Raw genomic sequence first — 19,160 nt, 5'->3', positions numbered from 1 at the left:
AAAGTCCTTTCGTCGAGGCGAAAAATCTCAGAGCGTGCGGGAGATGATCTCCTTCATGATCTCGCTGGTGCCGCCGAAGATCCGCGAAATCCGGACGTCGGCCCAGGCGCGCGCGATCGGGTATTCGGTCATGTAGCCGTAGCCGCCGAACAGCTGCACGCACTCGTCGACGACCTTGTTCACGCGCTCGGTCGTCCACAGCTTCGCCATCGCCGCGCCCTGCACGTCGAGCTCGCCCTTGAGGTGGCGTTCGATGCACTGGTCGAGGAACGCGCGCGACACCGCCGCCTCCGTCGCGGCCTCGGCGAGCTTGAACTTGGTGTTCTGGAAGCCGAAGATCGGCCGGCCGAACGCCGTGCGCTCCTTGGTGTAGTCGATCGTGAGGTTCACGGCCGCCTCGAGCCCGGCCACCGCGGTCACGGCGATGATGAGCCGCTCCTGCGGCAGCTGCAGCATCAGCTGGACGAAGCCCTGGCCCTCGGCGTCGCCGAGCAGGTTGGCGACGGGCACGCGCACGTCGTCGAAGAACAGCTCCGCGGTGTCCTGCCCCTTGAGGCCCACCTTGTCGAGCACGCGGCCGCGGCGGAAGCCCGGCGTGTCCGTCTCGACCACGATCAGCGACACGCCCTGCGCGCCCGCGTCCGGGTCGGTCTTGCACGCGACCACCACGAGGTCGGAGTGGAAACCGTTGGTGATGAACGTCTTCGCGCCGTTGATCACGTAGTGGTCGCCGTCGCGCACCGCGCGGGTCTTGATGCTCTGCAGGTCCGAACCCGTGCCCGGCTCGGTCATCGCGATGGCGCCCACGAACTCGCCGCTGGCGAGCTTCGGCAGCCACTCACGCTTGCGTTCCTCCGACGCGTACGACAGCAGGTAGTGCGCCACGATTCCGTTGTGGACGGTCACGCCCCACGCGTTGTCCCCGGAACGGGCCTGCTCCTCATACAGCACTGCCTCGTGGGCGAACGTGCCGCCGCCACCGCCGTACTCCTCGGGGATCGACAGGCACAGCAGGCCGACTTCACCGGCCTTCGTCCAAACCTCGCGGTCGAGCTTCTTCTCCGCCGCCCATCGCTCCTGGTGCGGCACGAGCTCCTTCTGCAGGAACGACCGGGCGAGCTCCCTGAGGTCTTCGAGTTCGGTGGTGCTCCACGAGCTCTTCTGGATCTGCAACGGCACGGCGACGCCTCCTGCGAAGCTGGAAAACATTACGCGTGGAAGGTAAGTTCTGTTCGGAATGTACATCCGCGCAGTCCGGCACGTAAAGCGGGAGAGGCGAATGACCGAGGCCACGGCCAAGGCGCACCGCACCCAGGCGCAGCGCCGGGAGCAGACGCGCACGGCCCTCCTCGACGCGACCGTCGAGTGCCTGGTGGACATCGGGTACGCCCGCGCGTCGATGCAGGAGATCTGCGCCCGGGCGGGCGTGTCGAAGGGCGCGGTGCAGCACCACTTCGCCACGAAGGCCGAGCTGATGGCGGCCGCCGTCGAGCACCTCACCACGAAGCTGCGCACCCAGCTGGCCGTGTCGCTGCAAGACCTGCCGGGTGGCGCGTCGGGCGTCGAAGCCGCGATCGACCTGCTGTGGGCGGGCTACTCGGGCACGCTCTCCACGGCCGTTACCGAGCTGTGGGTGGCCGCGCGCACCGACCCGGAGCTGCGGGCGGCGATCCGGCCCGTGGACCGGGCGCTGGGCCGCGCGACGCTGGCGCACGTGAGCCAAGTGGCGGGTGACCTCCCGAAAGAACGCGCGGAGACGCTGTTCTGGCTCACCGTGAACCTCACCCGCGGTCTCGCCCTCGACGCCGAGCTGGGCGGCGACCCGAACCGGCGCCGCAAGCTGCTGCAGGAGTGGAAGCGGATCGCGGTGCTGATGTACTCGCAGCCCTGAGATCCCGGGGCCGACCGGTGGCAGGATCACGCCGCCCCTTAGCGCGACGGGGTTCTTCGTGGTGGAATCGCAGATGCCCTTTGAGCAGGCGAAGGAGCCCCCGATGACCAGCGTGCCGCAGTACCCGCCGCCACCCGTCGCCGAGCCGGGCGCGGTCTCGCGGCTGCTCGCCGGGATCCTCGGGGTGTTCTCGGCCGCTCTCACGGTGGCGGGCACGTTCCTGCCGGCGGCGGCGTCCAGCGTGACGGTGAACGGCCGGTTGCAGAGCTCATTCTCCGTCAGCGCGTGGGCCCGGGACGTCGAAACGGCTCCGCAGTCGGAGCAGGACCTGTTCGGGGTCAGCCACGTCGCGAGGTTCGGCATCCCGATCACGGTGGCGGCCGTGGTGCTGCTCATCGGCGCCGTGCTCGTGTTCACGCGCGCCCGCGCCGCCGCGCGAATCCTGCTGATCGCCGGCAGCGCGGGCCTGGTCGCGGCGGTGTGGACCACGGGCATGGACGTGTCGGCCAGCCTCAGCTTCGAGCAGCGAACCTCCGTCGTCGTCGCCCACTACACCACCGGCACCGGGTTCTGGGTGATGCTCGGCGGTGCCGTGATCGCCGTGCTGGTGCTGGCGCTCGCCGCGTTCGGCGGCGGCCGCTGGACCGCGCCGTGGACACCGCAGCCGTACTACTACCCGCCGGTGAACGACCAACCGGTGATCTACTCGCTCACCGACCCGGCACCCGCGCAGTCCTGGGCCGATCCGCCCGCGCAGGGCGAGCTTCCACCGGAATCCGAGCCCGGCGCGGAGCCGACTTCCCCGCCGTTCCCGCCGCAGGACGTTCAGCCCGCGCCGGGCGTCGAGCCGCCGGGCAAGCACCGCGACGACTACGATATGTGAATCTTATTCAGATTTCCCGCTCGACCGCCGTACCGTCGGTATGCTGTACTCGTCGGTAACACCGGTCTGAACGGAGACGGCATGACCAGCACGACACCGGCGAACCTCAGCGGCGAGACGGCCCTGCCCGCGACGATCGGGGGTGTCGCGGGAGCGCCGACGGCGGCGCGCGCGGCCCGGCTCGTCGCCCGCGTGACCGGCGGTGCGGACTCCGCGCCGATCCGCATGACGGCGCCGTTCACCGGGCTGCCGATCACCACGATCCCCCAGGCCACCGACGCCGACGTGCGCGCGGCGTTCGCGACCGCGCGCACGGCCCAGCACGAGTGGGCGGCCCGGCCGGTCGCGCAGCGCCAGCGGTTCCTCGTGCGCCTGCACGACCTGATCCTCGCCCGCCAGGCCGAAGCGCTCGACCTCGTCCAGGTGGAGGCCGGCAAGGCGCGGCTCGACGCGTTCGACGAGGTGAGCGCGGCCGCGCTGGTGGCGGCCTACTACGGCAAGCACAGCGCGAAGATCCTGGCGCCGAAGCGCGCGGCCGGGGTGATCCCCGTGCTGACGAAGGCGGGCGAGCTGCGCCACCCCAAGGGTGTCGTCGCCATCATCTCGCCCTGGAACTACCCGGTGGCGCTCACCGCGATGGACGTGTTCCCGGCGCTCGCGGCGGGCAACGCCGTGGTGCAGAAGCCGGACAACCAGACGGCGCTTTCCGCGTTGTGGCTGCAGGAGCTCGCGTCCGAAGCGGGGCTGCCGGACGGGCTGTGGCAGGTGGTGCTCGGCCGCGGCTCGCAGGTCGGCCTGGCGCTGCTCGAAGAGTGCGACTACCTCTGTTTCACCGGTTCCACGCCGACCGGCAAGGACCTGGCGACGCAGATCGCGGCCCGGCTCACCAGCTACTCGCTCGAGCTCGGCGGCAAGAACCCGATGATCGTGCTGCCGGACGCCGACGTCGCCAAGGCCGCGACGGGCGCGGTCACCGCGTGCTTCTCCTCCGCCGGGCAGCTGTGCGTCTCTGTGGAGCGGATCTACGTGCACGAAAGCGTCCGCGACGAGTTCACCCGCGCCTTCGTGGCGCGCACGGCCGCGCTGAAGCTGGGCGGTGAGCTGGGCTTCGGCCCGCAGATGGGGTCGTTGACGTCGCCGAGCCAGCTCGAAACCGTGTCGGCACACGTCGAGGACGCGCGGGCCAAGGGCGCGCGCGTGCTCACCGGCGGGCGGGCGCGGCCGGACCTCGGTCCGCTGTTCTACGAGCCGACCGTGCTCACCGACGTCACGCCGGACATGGTGCCGTTTGCCCAGGAAACCTTCGGGCCCGTGGTGTCGATCTACGGCTACACCGACGTCACCGACGCCATCGAGCGCGCCAACGACACCGCCTTCGGCCTCAACGCCAGCGTCTGGTCGCGCAACGGCCGCGCCGGCTGGGAGGTCGCGGCCCGGCTGAAGGCCGGGACGGTGAACGTCAACGAGGGCTACGCGGCGACGTTCGGCAGCGTCGGCGTGCCGATGGGCGGGATGAAGGACTCCGGCGTCGGCCGCCGCAACGGCGCCGACGGGCTACTGAAGTACACCGAGGCGCAGTCGATCGCCGTGCAGCGCGGGCTGGCATTGCGGCCGCCGCGCCGGGTGCCGGGCGCGGTGTGGGCGCGGCTGATGACGTCGAGCATGAAGCTGCTGCGGCACCTGCCCTGGCGGTGATCAGCCGAGGCCGAGGAGCTCCACGGCCGTGCGGTCGAGGATCGCGGCGATGTCAGCTGAGGGCAGGCCGGAGCGTTCGACGTAGGTGACGGCCTCGGTGAACCCGTCGCCCTTCTGGTACGGGAAGTCGGTGCCGAGCACCAGGCGGTCGGCGCCGAGCGTTTCGGCCGCGAGGCGCAGCGCCGGCACGTGGTTGTGCCCGACGGTGTCGTAGAAGATCCGGCGCGCGGCGAGGCTCGGCTTTTCCGGGGTTTCCGGCGCCTCCCAAGGGTTCTGGCGGTCGATGCGGGGCAGCAGCATCGGCAGCGCGCCGCCGAGGTGGGGCAGGATGATCTTCATACGCGGGAAACGGCTCGGGATCCCGGCGACGATCAGGTGCAGCACGGCGACGGTGTCCTCGATCGGCGCGCCGATCTGCCACGTGAGTTCCGGCCCGATCAGCGGCGACTCGGCGCCGACGCCGGCGGGGTGCACGAACAGGACGCTGCCGCGCCGGTCGAGCTCTTCGTAGACGGGCAGGAACGCCGGGTCGCCGAGCGTGCGGCCCAGCACCGACGTGGTGACGGCGGCGCCCAGGAAACCCAGCTCGTCGAGCGCGCGGGTGAGCTCGCCGAGCGCCGCGCCGGTGTGCGGAAGCGGCAGGGAGGCGAACGCTTTGAACCGATCGGGGTGCTGCCGGACGAGTTCGGCATAGTCATCGTTGACGAACCGCGCGGCCGCCACGGCGGCCTTCTCGTCTTCGAAGTGCGGCGGCGCGGGCGTGGTCGAAAGCACCTGAAGGTCGATGCCCGCCGTCGCCATCTGCTCGAACCGCGAATCGAGCTCCGCCGCGGTCGCCCCCGCACCGAGCCGGCCCTGCGCGGTCGCCTTCTCGTTGCCCGAGCGGGACAACAGGTCCAGGTACGCCTCGCTCCACAGGTGAGCGTGCACGTCGACGCGCATCCCTGGCTCCTCCCGACGTGGTTAGCATGCTATTTGATCACCAGTCAACCACTGCCGGACGGGTTCGGCACGCGGCGGGTCCCGGCGAGGAGTCGGCGACCGAAGCTCGCAGCAGACAACCACCGCGAACCGGCAAAACCGTCCGGGCGCCGCGGCTCAGTCTTTCGTGGCCGGGGTCGTGAGCAGGCCGCGGTCGTAGGCGATGGCGACGGCTTCGGCGCGGCGGCTGGCCCCCAGTTTGGCCATGACGCGGGAGAGGTGGACGGAGACCGTCTTCTCGCTGATGTAGAGCTCCTCCCCGACCTGGCGGTTGGTGCGGCCGAGGGCAACGCGTTCGAGGACGTCGCGTTCGCGGTCGGTCAGGGGGTTGGGGCGGGTGGGCGCGGCGGCCGGGGTGACGCCGGGCAGGTCGGTGCGGGCGCGGTGGGCCAGGTCGCGCACGGCGTCGCGCAGGGGCAGCGCGCCGAGGGCGGACGCGACGGTGTGAGCGGAGGTCAGGGCCTCTTCGGCGGGCCGGCCGTGGGCGAGCAGGGCCTGGGCCTCGAAGTGGCGGCACATGGCTTGCTCGTAGACCGCGCCGTAGTCGAAGGCGGTGGCGGCGGCGGACCACAGCACCGGGTCGGCGGGGCCTTCGAGGCCGGAGGCGGCGGCTTCCAGGCGGGCGAGCCAGGCGTGGCCTTCGGGCCCGAGGGTGCCGGAGCGCGGGCTGCCCTCGACGGCGGTGCGCCGGCCGTGTTCCAGCAGGCGGCGGCCGACGGACACCAGGTTCTCGGCGGTGCGCTGGTCGCCGTGCAGGCGGGCGTCGGCGGCGAGGGCGGCGACCGAGGTCATGCCGAGCGCGACGATCCGGATGCCGCCGAGCAGCCAGGGCTCGATCTTCTCCAGCCACGCCAACAGTTCCTCGGTGACGCGCACGGCTTCGGTGTGATCGCCGCGCCAGGTCGCGAGCTCGATGGCCGCGTCGCCCGCCGAGAGGGCGATCTGGATGTCGGCCGCCCACTGCTGGCGCAGCCCGGGCAGGAGGCGCGCGGCGTCGTCGAACCGGCCGCGCGCGACGAGGAACAGCACCCAGTTGGCGAGGATCCGGGCGGCGACCGCGCTCGACACCCCGCGCGCCGCGCGCCCGGCCGCGTCCTCCGCGGGCCAGTCGCCGCTGAGGTAGCGCAGGTAGAGCTGCCGCGCGCGCAGCTCGAGCCCGAACGAGCTCCACGTGAGCCCCGACTCCTCCGCGCGCTCCACCCCATTGGCCACGTGGGTGAGGGCTTCGGCCATCTCGGCCTGGTCGTCGTAGCTCAGGGCGAGGAAGTACAGGCCGCGCAGCTCGACGTTGAGGGCCTCGGAGTCGCGCGCCTTGCGGATGCCCTGGCGCAGCCGTTCCCGCGCGAGCGCCGCGTCGCCCGCCGAGTCGGCCAGCGTGCCCAGCGTGATGAGCCCCGACGCCTCGGCTCCGACCGCGCCGACGGCTCGCGCGTCGGACACCGACGTAAGCGCGTTGTCCAGCGCCTCGCCCGGCTGGTCGAGCAGCCGCAGGAACCCCGCTCGCGTGGCGAGCACCCACGCCCGCGTGGCGCTCGGCTCGCTGTCCTTCACCAGCTCCCACGCCCGGTCGACGGCCAGCGTCGCCTCGTCGAGCGTGCCTTCCAGCGCCAGCAACGCTTCGGCCAGCCGGCGCCACACCTTGGCCGACCGCAGCGTCGGGGCGTCGGGTCCGAGCAGCTCCGTGGCCGAGCGCGCGTAGGCCGCCGCCCGCTCCGGTTCCCCCGACGTGCCCGCGAAGTACGAAGCCTCGTGAAGCAGCTTCAGCTCGTCGACGCCCTCGGGCCGGTCCGCGACGGCCACCGCGTCCCAGATGGACAGTGCCTGTTCGGCGTGCCGCAGGGCCGCCCCTGGTGCGCCCAGCTTCTCCGCCTCCGCCATCGCGCTCAGCAGCGCTGGCAGCGCCGTGACGAAGTCGCGGCTTTCGAGACTGTGGAACGCCAGCTTGGCGTCGTGCCCGCGCCCCTGCGGGATCGCGCGGATGCGGGCCGCGTACGCCGCGTGCGTGCGGTTGCGCTCCCCCGGCAGCAGATCCGCGTACACCGCTTCCTGCAGCAACGCGTGGCGGAACACATACGAGCCGTCCTCGATCACGAGCACGTGGTGCTGCACGGCCTCGCGCAGCGCCTCGTCGAGCTCCAGCTCGCCGATGGCCGCGATCTCCGCCAGCGCGGCGTGCGACACCGGTTCGTTGGCCACGGAGATCACCCGCAGCACGCGCCGCGTCTCCGCGGGGAACCGTTCGAGCCGGGCGAGCAGCACCTCGGCGAGCCCTGCGGGCAGGTCCCGGCAGTCGGCATCCGTGGCCAGCAGCTCTTCCACGAAGAACGGGTTGCCTTCCGACCGCGCGACGATGTCGGCCACCACGTCGGCCGGCAGCGGCTCGTCGGCCAGCGCCTCCACGAACGCCCGCGCGTCGGCGGGCCCGAACGGCGCCAGCGCGACCTGCTCCACCGTGGCCAGGCGCACCAGCTCCGACAGCAGCCCTCGCAGCGGGTGGCGCCGGTGCACGTCTTCTTCGCGGTAGCTGCCCACGACCAGCAGCCGCTGCGCGCGCAACCTGCTGGCCAGGAAGGACAGCAGGTTGCGCGTCGAAGAGTCGGCCCAGTGCAGGTCCTCGAGCAGGATCACCACCGGCCGCGACTCGGCGACCTCGGTCAGCACCCCCAGTACCGCGTCGAACAGCTGGAGCTGACCCAGGTCCTGTTCCGGTCGCGGCCGGCGCATGACCTCGCGCTCGCTGGCCGACACCTGGCCGTGTTCCCCCGGTCCCATCGGCTGGGGCTCCCCGCTCTGCGGCAGCAGCCGCGCGAGCGCCGGCCGCGACCGCACCGCGGCGGCGACCACCGGATCCCCCGACGAGCCCAGCGGCGCCAGCGCCTCCGCGAACGGCAGGTACGGCAGACCGCCGTCGCGCACGTCGATGCAGCGGCCGGTGAGCACCAGCGCACCGTTCGCCGCGACGTGCTCACCGAGCGCGGTGAGCAGCCGGGTCTTGCCGACGCCCGCGTCGCCCGCGATCAGCACGGCGCCGGCCTCGCGCCGCTCCGCGCGAGCGAAGGCGGCGCGAAGCCGCCGCATCTCGTGAGTGCGGGCGACCAGCGGGATTCCGGAGCCTAAGCGGGGCACGAGGAGCATTCTGTCCTACCCCACCGACAGTTCCGCCATGCTTTTCGCCGAGGGCGTGACACCCTCGGCGAACCGGTTGTTCACCGCGCCAGGTGATCGGCGCGGGAGGCCACCTGCGCGGCCGTGCGGCGTTCCTGCGCCGGCACGGTCACGCTGGTCACCCGGTGGGCCCGCAGCCACCGCACGACGCGGCTCTGCTTGGTCATCCGCGCGTCGCGCCCGGCCTTCCGCAGCTGCTCCTCGCGGTAGGCCACCTCGGCGCTCATCGCGTCCAGGAGCTGGTAACTCATCGCTTCTTCCCCATCCTCTGCGAGTGCCTTCTTACGTGACACTCACAGTCGTCCTGAGGCGGGGCCGCCGGCATCGGGCGATCACCCCGTCCTGGACGCCAAACGACCCCTTACCCGAGGCACCGACCGGCGAAGAGCAGGTCGGCGGGGTAAGGGGTCGCCGGGTGGAACGTCAGTCGCGGGCCTGGCCGCCGGCGCGCACCGCCGCCAGGAGCCCCCGCCAACCCGAAGCGGGGAGGCGGAAAGCACCCCCTTCGGGGTCCTTCGAGTCGCGCACCGCGGCGTCGCCGCCGACGAACGCGATCTCGACGCAGTCGTTGCCGCCGCCGCTGTGGCTGCTCTTGCGCCAGGTGGCCCGGGAAAGATCCGCGTCCGGCATCATGTTCCCCACTTCCTCACTGTGTCCTCGGTTCCAGGTGGTGCACTGCAGCCGGCGCGGTTGACCGTTCGGCGAACCGGCCGGCCGCCTCGGTGATCAAGTCGACCGAGTCGTCCGGTTTCAGTGCGGCAGCGCGCAGGTGGTCGAACATCAGCGCGTAGCGCCGGACGTCTTCGGGTTGTTCGAGGTACAGGCCGCTGGACGTGCTGTCGTCGACGTAGACGACATCGGGGTCGGCCTGCTCGGGGAACCCCATGATGAGGAACGGGCCTTCCATGCCGGGGTGCGCACCGGCTCCGAAGGGGACCACCTGGACGGTCACGTTGGGCTTCTCGGCGACCGCGGCCATGCGGTAGAGCTGCTCGGCCATCACCTCGGGGCTGTCGACCACGCGGTGCAGCACGGCCTCGTCGACCACCGCCCAGTACTCCGGCGGCGGCGTGTCGCTCAGCAGCTCCTGGCGCGCCATGCGCGCGGCCACGCGACGCCGGATCGCGGCGTCCTCGGCGTCGGGCCGCAGCGCTCTTATCACTGCGTGGGCGTAGCGCTCGGTCTGCAGCAGGCCCGGCACGAGCAGCGCTTGGAATGCGCGCAGCGAGGTCGCGTCGGCCTCCAGGCCTACGAAAGTGCCGGTGAACACCTCGTTGTACGCGTGCCACCAGCCGCGCTTGCGCGCCTCGCGGGCCAGCTGGACGAGCGCCTCCTGCTCGTCACCGGTGATCCCGTAGAGCGCGAGCATGTCCCGGGCGTCGCGCGGGGTGACGCCGACGTGCCCGGTCTCGATGCGGCTCACCTTCGAGGCGGAGCACTCGAGCTTCTCGCCCACCTCGTCGATGGTGAAGTCGGCGGCTTCCCGGAGCCGCCTCAGCTCGCTCGCGAGCCTCCGGCGGCGAACGGTGGGTCCTTGGCCTCTCGCCACGACAGCACCTCCGGATCGTGTTACGCGGTGCGCGCACCGTAGACCAACGCTGACCAACGCTGCCCGCACCGCATATCTAACCAGCCGTCCGACTAGTCAGTGGGGTATTAACACTTCGGAATTCCCGCCTTCGCGGCGGGGCTCCGGCCTGCAATTTGCAGATTGCGCTTGTACTCTGACACCCGTGTGAGCCGGAACCGGTCACGCCGTGCCGGTCGAGCCGGCCGTCATGATCGGTTCGGGTTCCTGAGCAGCGTAGACGACGACCAGCCGGAAACTGACACCGAGTGTGCGGGCGTTTCCGGCGGCAGGTGCCCGGGGCCGCCCCCGACCGGTCCCGGGCACCTTCACCTTCGGTTGTCAGTTGTCGGCAGACCATCCGAGGCACACTCCGGCGATTACCCGGCTACGCATTTCGCATTTACCGCCACCCGGAAGTGTGGTTGATTCCGCACACCCCACTCAGCGACACACTCTCAGTAGAACCGGGCCGCGACCGTCCTCACAGGACGCGCAGCAGTCCTTCCTGGACGACCGTGGCGATGTGCGTGCCGTCCTGCGCGAAGAAGCGGCCCGTGGCCAGTCCGCGCGCGCCCGACGCGCTCGGCGAGGTGCTGTCGTAGAGGAACCACTCGTCGGCACGGAAGGGCCGGTGGAACCACAGCGCGTGGTCCAGGCTCGCGCCGAGGACCTTGTCGACGTCCCAGTACACGCCGTGGCGCGCGAGGATCGAGTCGAGCAAGGTCATGTCGGAGGCGTAGGTGAGCACGCAGACGTGCAGCAGCTGGTCGGCGGGCAGCGTGCCGTCGGCACGCATCCACACGCGGTTGCTCGCCGGTCGCTCGCCGGTGGCGCGCGTGATCCACGGCGGTTCGCCGACGTAGCGCACGTCGATGGGACGCGGGCGCTCGGTGAAGCGCAGGCCGAAGCCGGCCGTGCGCTCCTGGAACGTCGGCAGCGTCTCGGGGTCGGGCACGTCGGGCATCGGCTCGCCGTGCTCGAGGCCCTGCTCGTCCTTCTGGAACGAGGCGGACAGCGCGAAGATCGCCTTGCCGTGCTGGATGGCCGTGACGCGGCGCGTGGTGAACGAGCGGCCGTCGCGGATGCGGTCCACCTCGTAGAGGATCGGCACGCTCGGGTCGCCGCCGCGGATGAAGTAGGCGTGCAGCGAGTGCACGCGCCGGTCCTCGGGCACGGTACGCCCGGCCGCCACCAGGGCCTGCCCGGCGACCTGGCCGCCGAACACGCGGACCGGGGAGTGCGCGGGCGAAACCCCGCGGTAGAAGTCCTCCTCCACCTTCTCCAGGTCGAGGAGATCGACGAGCCGGTCGAGCACCGCCTGCCCGCCGCCGGCGGCCTCGTCGAGCCCGGCGGCGGCGGTCCTGGCGATATCGGTCATGCCCGAACCCTATTCGGTCGGCATGAACCTCGTCCCTTATGCGTGGTCGTCTTCACCGAGGCGGTGCACGTGGATCAGGTTCGTGGAGCCGACGGTCCCGGGCGGGGAGCCGGCCACGATCACCACGAGGTCGCCGCGCTGGTACTTGCCCATCTGCAGCATCGCGAGGTCGACCTGCTGGATCATCTGGTCGGTGGAGTCGACCCGCGGCACGATCGTGGTCACCGTGCCCCACGTCATCGACAGCTGGCTGCGCACGCAGTCCTCCGGCGTGAACGCCATCAGCGGCAGCCGCGTGTGCAAGCGGGCCAGGCGGCGCACGGTGTCACCGGACTGGGTGAACGCGACGAGCGCCTTGGCGTTGAGCCGCTCGCCGATGTCGCGGGCGGCGTAGGAGATCACGCCGCGCTTGGTGCGCGGGACGTGCGTGAGCGGCGGGACGACCGGCGAGTCGGTCTCGACCGCCTCGACGATGCGGCCCATCGTCTGCACCGTCTCGATCGGGTAGCGCCCGACGCTGGTCTCGCCCGAGAGCATCACGGCGTCGGTGCCGTCGAGCACCGCGTTGGCCACGTCGGAGGCCTCGGCGCGAGTCGGCCGGGAGTTGTTGATCATCGACTCGAGCATCTGCGTCGCGACGATGACCGGCTTCGCGTTCTCGCGGCAGATCTGGATGGCGCGCTTCTGGACCAGCGGCACCTGCTCCAGCGGCAGCTCGACGCCGAGGTCGCCGCGGGCGACCATCACCGCGTCGAAGGCCAGCACGATCGCCTCGAGGTTGTAGACGGCCTCGGGCTTCTCGATCTTCGCGACGACCGGCAGCCGGCCCTTGCCGACGCGGTCCATGACCTGGTGCACCAGGTCGATGTCGGCCGGCGAACGCACGAAGGACAGCGCGATGAAGTCGACGCCCAGGTGCAGCGCGAACTCGAGGTCCTCGATGTCCTTTTCGCTCAGCGCCGGGACGGAGACGTCCATGCCCGGGAGCGAGACGCCCTTGTTGTTGCTGACGGGGCCGCCTTCGGTGACCTCGCAGACCACGTCCTGGCCCTCGACGCCCGTGACCACGAGGCCGACCTTGCCGTCGTCCACCAGGAGGCGGTCGCCCGGCTTGGCGTCCTTCGCGAGGCCCTTGTAGGTGGTCGAGACACGGTCGTGCGTGCCCACCACGTCCTCGACGGTGATGCGGACGACGTCGCCCGTGTGCCACTCGGCCGAGCCGCTGGCGAAGGTGCCCAAGCGGATCTTCGGACCCTGGAGGTCGCCGAGAATGCCCACCGCCCGGCCACTCTCGGCCGCAGCGGCCCGGACCAGGTCGTAGACCTGCTTGTGGTCGCTGTGGCTTCCGTGGCTGAAGTTCATCCTCGCGACGTCCATTCCGGCGTCGACGAGTGCCCGCATCTTCTCCGGAGTGGAGGTCGCGGGACCCAGCGTACAAACGATCTTCGCGCGTCGGCTCACGTTCGATGACAGTAGTCGCTCATCCCCTTCACGTCTGTACCGATACCGAAAGTTCGGAGGAAGTGTTCAGAAACCATTCAGATGACTAACCTCCGTAAGTATGACGGCGGTTCGGCGGCTCGCGCTCGCGATCGCGGCGTTCGCCCTGGTCGGGGCGTGTTCCACGCCGCCGCAGCCACCGTGGCGGCTCGTTGACCTGCCCGTTTCCGGTACGCGCGTACTGGGATTCGTCCCGGCTTCATCGGGAATCGTCATGACCGGCTCGGTGCCGGGACCCGCCGGACGGGCCCCCGCGGCGTGGTTCGGCGGTCCGTCCGGGGCGCCGTGGACGCCGGTGCCGGTCCACCCGGCGACGGGCTACGGGCGGCAGGCGGAGCTGACACTGCCGGCCGCGTCGGGTTCCCGGCTGCTCGCGCTGGGCTCCGCGTACGGCGGCGCGCACACCAACCCGCGCCCGACGATCTGGACGGGATCGGTGGCCGGCGGGCTGACCGAGCACGAACAGCCTGTGGAGCTTCTCGGTGGCGAGCGGGCGGTGACCACCTCCGGGGCCGCGGCCGGTCCGGCGGGGTACGTGCTGACGGGTCAGTGGGACCACCGGGCCGGCGGCGTCGGCGCGGCGGTCTGGACCTCAGCGGACGGCGCTTCGTGGGCGTTGCGCGAGGACCCGGCACTGCTCAGCACCGCCGACGACCAGACCCGCGTGCTGGCCGCGGCGGGCGGCGGGCCGGGTTATGTGGCGGTCGGCGACGCGCGGTCGGGGCTCTCTGTACGGCCGGTGGCGTGGACGTCGGCCGACGGTTCGGCGTGGACGCGGGTTTCGCTGCCGTCCCCGGCCGGCTCGGCCACGGTGTGGCGCGTGACGTGCTCGGCCTTGGACTGCGCGGCCGTCGGCGCGACCAGTGAACAGCGCCTGGCCTGCTGGCAGTCGAGTCCTTCGAGTCCTTCGTGGACGGCGTCCGCCGGCGGCCCGGTGATCCCCGCGTCGCAGCTGCTGGAGGTGACCGGCCTGACGCTCGACTCGTCCGGCCGGCTCGACGTGGCGGTGAAGGTCGACGGCCGGCCGCGGCTCTGGCGCGTCGGGCAGCGGTGCGAGGACTTCGCGGAACTGCCGCTGCCCGAGGCGGCCCAGTCGCTGGCGTTGATCGCGGACGGCCCCGACCTGCTCCTGGCCACGACCACGGATTCGGGGAGCAGGGTCTGGCGATACCCGCTCCCCCGCTGACGGCCCTAGCGGCGCGGCTGTTCGCTCGGCCCGACGTGGTCGCGTGCCCACTCGTTGAAGGCGCGCAGCTGGCGCCAGGACTTGCGGACGCGGTCGAAGGCCTCGCGCTCGTGAAGGAAGTCGGCGGGTTCCCACGAGCGGGCGGCGTAGACGGATCGGTAGCGCAGCAGGTCGAGGCGCGGGTGGTCCTCGGCGAAGCCGCGGGGACGGGACTTGAGGCGGTCACCGTGGATGTCGAAGCCGGCGCGCTTCAGCTTGGCCAGGATCTGTTCCAGCACGGGGCCGTGCAGCTCGGTGTCGACGGCCGTGCGGAAGCGCGCGATCTGGTCGGACGCGAAGTGGAAGCAGCCGCCGCCCACGCGCAGGCCCCCAGGGCTCAGCTCGACGTAGTAGGCGCCGCCGCCGCGGCCCGCCTCGATGACGCCGCCGCAGTGCGTCTTGTACGGGGTCTTGTCCTTCGCGAAGCGCACGTCGCGGTAAGGCCGGAACACCTTGCCCTCGCCGAAGCCCTCGCCGAACTCCGGCTCCAGCTCCTTGAGCAGCGCCTCCATCGGCTCGCGTACGTCGGACTTGTAGGTCGCGACGTGTTCGTCCCAGTAGGACTTGGAGTTGTCGGCCTCGAGCCCGTCGTAGAAATCGACGGCGTACTCACCGAATCCCGTGAACTTCACGCCGAGCACGATAATCCGCGCCACCGACAGTTTCTCCGCCGGACGCTTCTTCGCCGAACGCGGGAGACCCCGCCGGAGCGGCTCCGGCGGGGTCGGTGTGCCTGGGGACCCGGTGCGGCCGGCGCGCCCCTGCGCCGCCGGCCGCACCGGAAGCGGTCACTTCGCGACGGCCGTCATCAGCTCGCCGTTGGACGTGTCGCCGGACAGCTCCCACACCATGGCGCCGCCGAGGCCCTGCTGCTTGGCGTAGCTGATCTTGCCGCCGATGGTGCTCGGGGTGTCGTAGCTCCACCAGTTCGAACCGCACTTCGCGTACGCCGTGCCGGCGACGGTGCCGGTCGACGGGCAGCTCGACTTCAGGATCTTGTAGTCCTCGATGCCCTGCTCGTACTTGCCGGGCGCCGGACCCGTGGCGGAACCGCCGGGCGCGCTCTGCGTGACGCCGGTCCAGCCGCGGCCGTAGAACCCGATGCCCAGCAACAGCTTCGACGCGGGCACGCCCTTGCTCTTGAGCTTCTGGATGGCCGCGTCGGAGTAGAAGCCGGCGGTGGGGATGCCGGCGTACGAGGTCAGCGGCGAGTGCGGAGCCGTCGGGCCCTGCGCCGCGAACGCGCCGAAGTAGTCGTAGGTCATCACGTTGTACCAGTTCACGTACTGCGCGGCGCCCGCGTAGTCGGCGGCGTCGATCTTGCCGCCGTTGGTCCCGTCGGCGGTGATCGCCGCCGTGACGAGCTTCGACGAGCCGAACTTGGCGCGCACGGCCGCCATCAGGTTCTTGAACGCCGCCGCGCCGCTGGTGTCGCAGCTCAGGCCACAGGCGTTGGGGTACTCCCAGTCGAGGTCGATGCCGTCGAACAGGCCGGCCCAGCGCGGGTCGTTCACGAGGTTGTAGCAGGAGTTCGCGAACGCGGCGGGGTTCTGCGCGGCCTGGCCGAAGCCGCCCGACCAGCTCCAGCCGCCGAACGACCAGATCACCTTGAGGCCGGGGTGCTTGGCCTTCAGCTTCTTCAGCTGGTTGAAGCTGCCCGCCAGCGGCTGGTCCCAGGTGTCGGCGACGCCGTCGACGCTGCCCGCCGCGTCGTAGGTCTTCTGGTAGTCCGCGTAGGCGTCGCCTATGGCGCAGCCGCCGTTGGTGACGTTGCCGAACGCGTAGTTGATGTGGGTGAGCTTCGCGGCGGAGCCGGAGGTCTCGATGTTCTTCACGTGGTAGTTGCGGTCGTACACACCCCAGTCGGTGAAGTAGCCGACCACCTTCCCGACAGAGGCCTGCGGGGCGGCGGCCGACTCTGTGGCCGTCGTGGCCGCCGTGGACACGGGCGCGGCCACAGCCGCTGCGGCGAGTGCGGCGCTGGCCAGGCTGACGAGCGCCAAGAAGCTCTTCCTGCGCGGACGGGGCATGCCGGCTCCCTTCGGGGAGTCACACCAGGTGACCGAACGGGGACAGTGGGGACTCTCACACCGTAAGTGGACTAGACCATTTGGTCAATGGTCCAGTCCAGGGAATCAACCGGACAATTCGGTCGCTTGATGTCGATCACCCGCGGGGCGAGGTCGGCCTGGTCACGGTGCGCCGGAGCGGTCCCGGATGGCCCAAGGCGCTCGGGGCCGCGCGGCGCTCGCCGCTTGTGCCGAGGCTCGGCGCGGCCGTGCGGCGCACCGGGCCGGAGGCGTCAGGCAGGTGTCTCGAACGTGATCCCCGTGGCCGCCGCGCGGCGTTCGCCCCAGGCGTACAGGGCGGTCAGCGCCGGGCCGAGGGCTTCGCCGTCCGGGGTGAGGCGGTATTCGACGTGGGGGACGCGGCCGTCGAGGGCTTGGCGGTGGACGAGGCCGTCGGTGGTCAGCTCGCGCAGCTGCTGGGTGAGCATCTTTTCGCTGATGCCCGGCATCAGGCGGCGCAGCTCGCCGTAGCGGTGCACACCCTCCTTGAGGTGCGCGAGGATCACCGGCTTCCACCGGCCGCCGATGACGTCGACGGTGAGCTCCACCGGGCACCAGTACCGCCTGCCCGCCATCACGGCCTCCTCGCTACGCACCGGAAAGTAAGTGGTTGCCCGGCCGAGCCAGGTGCGCTCTGCTGGCCTGATGATTGTGGAATACCTGCGCTACACCATCCCGGCCGACCGCGCGGCGGCGTTCGAGGCCGCGTACGCCGAGGCGGCCGGCGCGCTCGCGAAGGCACCCGAGTGCGCCGGCTACGACCTCAGCCGCTGCGTCGAAGACCCTACGCGCTATGTGCTCGCGATCCGTTGGACCTCGGCCGAGGCACACCTCGAGGGCTTCCGCCGCAGCCCGCATTTCCCGCCGTTCTTCGCGGCGATCCGCGACTACGTCGGCGACCTCGACGAGATGCGCCACTACGAGCCGACAGCCGTCACCGGCGAGGGCGGCGCCCGGCCGCCGACGCTGTACGACTGGGCCGGCGGCGGCCCCGCGCTCCGGCGCCTGACCGAGGTCTTCTACCGCCACGTGCCCGAAGACCCGCTGCTGGAACCCGTGTTCCGCGGCATGGACGCCCACCACGCCGAGCACGTCGCGGTCTGGCTCGGCGAGGTGCTCGGCGGCCCGGCGGACTACACCGCCCACCACGGCGGGCACCCGCACATGATCGGCCGGCACCTCGGCCGCGGGATCACCGAGGAGCAGCGCCGCCGGTGGGTGTCGCTGCTGCTCGACGCCGCCGACGAGACCGGCCTGCCCGCCGACCCGGAGTTCCGCGCCGCGTTCGCCGGGTACCTGGAATGGGGCAGCCGGTTGGCCGTGCTGTTCTCGGCGCCCGGAGCCGAACCGGCCACGGACGAACCGGTGCCGCACTGGGACTGGACGATGCCGCCGTGGCAGGCGCCCGCCTCCTAGACGCCGCACGTGCGCCCGTTAGCCGCCGGTCCGCCACACTGTCCACAGTGGAACCGGTTCCCCGCGCGCCGGGTGGGGCCGGCCCCACCCGGCGCGGAAGAAACTCAGCCGAAGAAGACTTCGGCCTCTTCGTAACGCTCCAGCGGCACCGTCTTCAGCTCGGCGGTCGCCTCCGACAGCTTCACGCGCACGATGTCGGTGCCCTTCAGCGCCACCATTACACCGAAGTCGCCGTCGGCCACCGCGTCCACGGCGTGCAGGCCGAAGCGGGTGGCGAGCACGCGGTCGTAGGCGGTCGGGGTGCCGCCGCGCTGCACGTGGCCGAGCACGACCGCGCGCGACTCCTTGCCGGTTCGGTGCGCGATCTCGTCGGCCAGCCAGGTGCCGATGCCGCCGAGGCGGACGTGCCCGAAGGCGTCCTTCTCGCCCGCGACCAGCTTCTCCTCGCCGCCCTCGGGCAGCGCGCCCTCGGCGACGACGATGATCGGCGCGTATTCGTTCTCGAAGCGGCGCTCGACCCACTCCACGACCTGGTCGACGGAGAAGTGGCGCTCCGGCACCAGGATCACGCTCGCGCCGCCGGCCAGGCCGGAGTGCAGGGCGATCCAGCCGGCGTGGCGGCCCATGACCTCCACGACCAGCGCGCGGTGGTGCGACTCGGCCGTGGTGTGCAGCCGGTCGATCGCCTCGGTCGCGATGGAGACGGCGGTGTCGAAGCCGAACGTGTAGTCGGTGGCGCCCAGGTCGTTGTCGATCGTCTTGGGCACGCCGACGACGCCGATGCCGTCGTCGGTCAGGCGCTTCGCGACGCCGAGGGTGTCCTCGCCGCCGATCGCGATCAGCGCGTCGATCTCCTGCTCGGCGAGCACGGCCTTGATCTTCTCGACGCCGCCCTCGACCTTGTACGGGTTGGTCCGCGACGAGCGCAGGATCGTGCCGCCGCGCGTGAGGATGTCCTCGACGTCGCGCAGGCCGAGCGGCTTGCTCTCGCCCGTGAGCGGCCCCTGCCACCCGTTGCGGAAGCCGGTGAACTCCCAGCCGTGCACCTCGATGCCCTTGCGGACCACCGCGCGGATCACCGCGTTCAGGCCCGGGCAGTCACCGCCACCCGTCAGCACACCGACACGCATCTCTTTCCTCCGTCTTCGTCACGTTGGAGATCGCAGTCACATTTCGACGCCAGAGTAGCGGCAATCGTCTGGATCGGTGCAGGGCGTACCACCTGGCCAATCGGTCCTCGTGCCCACATGGTGGCCGCGTGTGCTAGCTTGATCGGCGTGCAGCGCTATTTCTGGTTTACGAAGCCGGCCCCGGGTGGGTGCGGCCGCGTGAACCTGCGCTGACTTCCCACCCCCGAGCCGGATTCGAAACCGGCTCGGCGAGTTCC

The 19,160-nt window shown here is 71.3% G+C and carries 17 protein-coding genes; 5 read left to right on the top strand and 12 right to left on the bottom strand.

The window, feature by feature from the left end:
• Positions 1-27: 27 nt before the first annotated feature.
• Complete coding sequence (locus K1T34_RS30395; protein ID WP_220238191.1) at positions 28-1,179, bottom strand: acyl-CoA dehydrogenase family protein; 1,152 nt, start codon at positions 1,177-1,179, stop codon at positions 28-30.
• Between the two features lie 100 nt (positions 1,180-1,279).
• On the opposite strand from K1T34_RS30395, the gene K1T34_RS30390 reads away from it, so the two are divergent.
• The 3 genes from K1T34_RS30390 (at position 1,280) to K1T34_RS30380 (ending at position 4,469) form a co-directional block, all read left to right on the top strand.
• On the top strand, positions 1,280-1,891 hold the full coding sequence (locus K1T34_RS30390) for a TetR/AcrR family transcriptional regulator (protein WP_220238190.1): 612 nt from the start codon (positions 1,280-1,282) through the stop codon (positions 1,889-1,891).
• A 103-nt stretch (positions 1,892-1,994) separates the two neighbouring features.
• Positions 1,995-2,774, top strand: a complete 780-nt coding sequence (locus K1T34_RS30385) for a DUF4064 domain-containing protein (protein WP_220238189.1) — start codon at positions 1,995-1,997, stop codon at positions 2,772-2,774.
• 81 nt (positions 2,775-2,855) lie between these two features.
• Entirely contained in the window at positions 2,856-4,469 is a 1,614-nt protein-coding gene (locus K1T34_RS30380; RefSeq protein ID WP_220238188.1) for a succinic semialdehyde dehydrogenase, read from the top strand.
• On the opposite strand, the gene K1T34_RS30375 is transcribed toward K1T34_RS30380, so the two are convergent.
• The 7 genes from K1T34_RS30375 to pyk form a co-directional block, all read right to left on the bottom strand.
• Positions 4,470-5,411 carry an amidohydrolase family protein gene (locus tag K1T34_RS30375; protein WP_220238187.1) on the bottom strand — a complete coding sequence of 314 codons (942 nt, stop codon included), beginning with the start codon at positions 5,409-5,411 and terminating at the stop codon, positions 4,470-4,472.
• Between the two features lie 156 nt (positions 5,412-5,567).
• Entirely contained in the window at positions 5,568-8,585 is a 3,018-nt protein-coding gene (locus tag K1T34_RS30370; protein WP_220238186.1) for a helix-turn-helix transcriptional regulator, read from the bottom strand.
• A gap of 71 nt (positions 8,586-8,656) precedes the next feature.
• Positions 8,657-8,866 (bottom strand): hypothetical protein, encoded by a 210-nt coding sequence (locus K1T34_RS30365; RefSeq protein WP_220238185.1) that lies wholly within the window; start codon positions 8,864-8,866, stop codon positions 8,657-8,659.
• Between the two features lie 172 nt (positions 8,867-9,038).
• Positions 9,039-9,248, bottom strand: a complete 210-nt coding sequence (locus K1T34_RS30360) for a DUF397 domain-containing protein (protein ID WP_220247492.1) — start codon at positions 9,246-9,248, stop codon at positions 9,039-9,041.
• Between the two features lie 13 nt (positions 9,249-9,261).
• Positions 9,262-10,164: a helix-turn-helix transcriptional regulator gene (locus K1T34_RS30355; RefSeq protein WP_220238184.1), complete on the bottom strand. Its 903-nt coding sequence runs from the start codon at positions 10,162-10,164 to the stop codon at positions 9,262-9,264.
• Positions 10,165-10,666: 502 nt separating this feature from the next.
• Entirely contained in the window at positions 10,667-11,563 is an 897-nt protein-coding gene (locus K1T34_RS30350) for an acyl-CoA thioesterase II (protein WP_220238183.1), read from the bottom strand.
• Positions 11,564-11,599: 36 nt separating this feature from the next.
• Positions 11,600-13,024: a pyruvate kinase gene (gene pyk, locus K1T34_RS30345; RefSeq protein WP_220238182.1), complete on the bottom strand. Its 1,425-nt coding sequence runs from the start codon at positions 13,022-13,024 to the stop codon at positions 11,600-11,602.
• Between the two features lie 100 nt (positions 13,025-13,124).
• On the opposite strand from pyk, the gene K1T34_RS30340 reads away from it, so the two are divergent.
• Entirely contained in the window at positions 13,125-14,249 is a 1,125-nt protein-coding gene (locus K1T34_RS30340; protein ID WP_220238181.1) for a hypothetical protein, read from the top strand.
• A 5-nt stretch (positions 14,250-14,254) separates the two neighbouring features.
• On the opposite strand, the gene K1T34_RS30335 is transcribed toward K1T34_RS30340, so the two are convergent.
• The 3 genes from K1T34_RS30335 to K1T34_RS30325 form a co-directional block, all read right to left on the bottom strand.
• Complete coding sequence (locus K1T34_RS30335; RefSeq protein ID WP_220238180.1) at positions 14,255-14,920, bottom strand: DUF2461 domain-containing protein; 666 nt, start codon at positions 14,918-14,920, stop codon at positions 14,255-14,257.
• A 156-nt stretch (positions 14,921-15,076) separates the two neighbouring features.
• On the bottom strand, positions 15,077-16,318 hold the full coding sequence (locus K1T34_RS30330; RefSeq protein ID WP_220238179.1) for a glycoside hydrolase family 18 protein: 1,242 nt from the start codon (positions 16,316-16,318) through the stop codon (positions 15,077-15,079).
• Positions 16,319-16,590: 272 nt separating this feature from the next.
• Complete coding sequence (locus tag K1T34_RS30325) at positions 16,591-16,932, bottom strand: helix-turn-helix domain-containing protein (protein ID WP_220238178.1); 342 nt, start codon at positions 16,930-16,932, stop codon at positions 16,591-16,593.
• A 70-nt stretch (positions 16,933-17,002) separates the two neighbouring features.
• On the opposite strand from K1T34_RS30325, the gene K1T34_RS30320 reads away from it, so the two are divergent.
• The gene (locus tag K1T34_RS30320; RefSeq protein ID WP_220238177.1) at positions 17,003-17,773 is read left to right on the top strand and encodes a group II truncated hemoglobin; all 771 of its coding nucleotides are present in this window, start codon (positions 17,003-17,005) and stop codon (positions 17,771-17,773) included.
• Positions 17,774-17,877: 104 nt separating this feature from the next.
• On the opposite strand, the gene K1T34_RS30315 is transcribed toward K1T34_RS30320, so the two are convergent.
• Positions 17,878-18,903: a 6-phosphofructokinase gene (locus K1T34_RS30315; RefSeq protein WP_220238176.1), complete on the bottom strand. Its 1,026-nt coding sequence runs from the start codon at positions 18,901-18,903 to the stop codon at positions 17,878-17,880.
• Between the last annotated feature and the right edge of the window lie 257 nt (positions 18,904-19,160).

It is taken from the genome of Amycolatopsis sp. DSM 110486, from assembly GCF_019468465.1.
Classification (GTDB): Bacteria; Actinomycetota; Actinomycetes; order Mycobacteriales; family Pseudonocardiaceae; genus Amycolatopsis.
The sequence above is the reverse complement of the archived record's forward strand: the minus strand, read 5'-3'. Positions and strand labels throughout refer to the sequence as shown.